Consider the following 2,720-nt stretch of genomic DNA (forward strand, 5'->3'; position numbering starts at 1 on the left):
CCGACGTTGAGCACCACCCCGATCCGCGGCCGGGCCAGCTCGCACAGGGCGGCGATGTGGCCGAGGCCGCGGGCGCCCATCTCCAGCACGGCGAACCTGGTGGCCGGCTCGATGCGCGTGACGGTCAGCGGCAGGCCGATCTCGTTGTTGAACGAGCCGGCGGCGGCGACGGTCGGCCCGAGCTCACCGAGCAGGTCGGCGAGCAGGTCCTTGGTGGTGGTCTTGCCCGCCGAACCGGTCACCGCCACCACGGTCGCCGACGACCGGGTACGCACCTGCGCGGCGAGCGCGGCCAGCGCGGCGACCGGATCGGCGACCACCACCGCGGGCACGCCCACCGGCCGGGCCGCGAGCACCGCCGCCGCGCCGGCACCTACCGCCGCGGCGGCGAAGTCGTGGCCGTCGACCCGCTCCCCGGCCACCGCGACGAACAGCGCGCCGGCGGTGACCTGGCGCGAGTCGATGACGACGCTGGTCACGGCGGCGTCAGGATCATCCACGGCGTCCAGCCGGCCGCCGCAGGCCACCGCGACCTCGCGCAGGGTCAGCGTCATCACCGTCGGACGCCCCTCACGCCGAATGCCGGCGCGACACGGGACGCCACCCGGCCAGCTCCGCCCGCAGCACGTCACGGTCGTCGAAGGGGGTCACCACGCCGGCCTGCTCCTGACCGGTCTCGTGCCCCTTGCCGGCCAGCACGACCGCGTCTCCCGGCTGGGCGAGGCCCACCGCGAGGCGGATCGCCGCGGCCCGGTCCGGCTCCACCATGACACGGCCCCGGGCGCTGGGCGGCAGCGTCCCCACGCCGGTACACATCTGCGCGATGATCAATTCCGGATCCTCCGACCGGGGGTTGTCACTGGTGAAGATCGAAATATCGGCGCCGACGGCCGCGGCGGCGCCCATCAGCGGACGTTTGCGCCGGTCACGGTCACCCCCGCAGCCAAGCAGCACGATCACACGGCCGGGCACCAGCGGCCGCACGGTACGCAGCAGCGTCTGCACCGCGTCCGGTGTGTGCGCGTAGTCGACCAGGCCGAGGAACGGCTGGCCGGCGTCGACCCGTTCCATCCTGCCCGGCACCCCGGGCAGGCTCGCCAGCCCGGCCGCCGCCACCGGCGCGGGGACACCGGTGGCCACCAGCAGCGCCAGCGCCACCAGGGCGTTGCCGACGTTGAAGGCTCCGGGCAGCGCGATGCCCACCCGGACGTCCACGCCGTACGGGCCGAGCGCGCGGAAGACCGTCCCGCTGGGGCCGGCGGCGACGTCGACGGCACGCCAGTGCGCGTCGGCGGCCGTCCCGCAGGTGATCGCCCCCGGGACGGCCCCGGCGAGCTGGCGCCCCCACGGCGTGTCGATGTCGATGACGGACACCCCGGTCCGCTCGGGGGTGAACAGGGCGGCCTTGGCGGCGAAATAGTCCTCCATCGACGGGTGGAAGTCGAGATGGTCCTGGCTGAGGTTGGTGAACGCCGCCCCGGCGAACCGGATGCCGCCCACCCGGTGCAGGGCGACGGCATGGCTGGAGACCTCCATCGCCGCCGCGGTCACCCCACGCTCGGCCATGACCGCGAGCAGCGCCTGCAGGTCGGTGGCCTCCGGCGTGGTGCGCACCGAGGGGAGCACCGTGTCGGCCAGCCGCGTCTGCACCGTCCCGATCAGCCCGGTCGTGTGCCCGGCGGCCCGCAGCCCCGCCTCCAGCAGGTAGGCCACCGTCGTCTTGCCGTTGGTGCCGGTGACCCCGAGCAACGTCAGGGCCGTCGACGGTTCGCCGTACACCCGGGCCGCGACCGGCCCCAGCAGCGCCCGCGGGTCCGCGGCCACAAGCACCGGGACGTCGGCCACGCCCGCGCCGGCTGCCGTGTCCGCGCCGGCTGTGTCCGCATCAACGGCTGTGCCACCGCCAGCCACGTCCCCATCGTCACTACCAGCCGCGTCACTACCAGCCATGTCGCTACCGGCTACGTCCCTGCCGGCCGCGCTCCCACCAGCTACGTCCCTGCCAGCCGTGCCGCTACCGGCTACGTCCCTGCCAGCCGTGCTCCCAGCAGCCGTGCCGCTGCCAGCCGTGTCACTACCAGCCGTGCTCCCAGCAGCCGTGCCGGACGACCGGGCCGCCGCCATGATCTGGTCAGCCCCGGCCCGGTCGGTCAGCACGGCCACAGCCCCGGCCGCGATCGCCTGCCGGACGAAGGCGGCCCCGTGCACGCGCGCGCCGGGCAGGGCCGCGTAGAGGTCGCCAGGACGCACCGCCCGGGAGTCATGGGTGATCCCGCGGACGACTACACCCGCCACAGCACCGCCGGTCACCGTGAGGCCGTCGTATCCGACGGTCAGCTCGGTGAGCGCCCGTGCGGGCGGGGCGACCGGACGCAACACCGGTGAGGTCACGGCAACGACACTAGTAGCCGGCCCGCCGGGACCTGCGTCGGGTCACGACGGGCACGGCGGGTCAACGACCCGCGTCCAGATCGAGAACGAGCTTCGGCGGGCTCGTGCCGGACGGAGGCACGCCCAGCGTCGTCAGCGCGAAGGTCATCACCCGCTGGAACACCGGTGCGGCGACCGTCCCACCGAAGTGGCCGTCGCGGGGATTGTCCAGGACCACCTCGACGACCACCCTGGGCTGGTCGGCCGGGGCGAAACCCACGAACGACGCGACATAGCCGTCGTAGTGGCCGGAAGCGCCCACCCGCTGTGCCGTCCCGGTCTTGCCCGCC

Annotated in this window: 3 protein-coding genes; all 3 read right to left on the reverse strand. The window is 74.5% G+C overall.

The annotated features are described in order from the left end of the window. Positions 1-557: Mur ligase family protein (locus NBW84_RS13980; protein WP_250285166.1), on the reverse strand; the 557-nt coding region annotated here is incomplete at its 3' end. Positions 558-570: 13 nt separating this feature from the next. After that, positions 571-2,295 carry a UDP-N-acetylmuramoyl-L-alanyl-D-glutamate--2,6-diaminopimelate ligase gene (locus tag NBW84_RS13985; RefSeq protein ID WP_445548460.1) on the reverse strand — a complete coding sequence of 575 codons (1,725 nt, stop codon included), beginning with the start codon at positions 2,293-2,295 and terminating at the stop codon, positions 571-573. A gap of 157 nt (positions 2,296-2,452) precedes the next feature. Beyond that, the coding region (locus NBW84_RS13990) for a penicillin-binding transpeptidase domain-containing protein (RefSeq protein ID WP_250285168.1) at positions 2,453-2,720 on the reverse strand (268 nt) is incomplete at its 5' end.

The organism is Protofrankia sp. CiP1_Cm_nod2 (assembly GCF_920664355.1).
Taxonomy (GTDB): domain Bacteria; phylum Actinomycetota; class Actinomycetes; order Frankiales; family Frankiaceae; genus Protofrankia.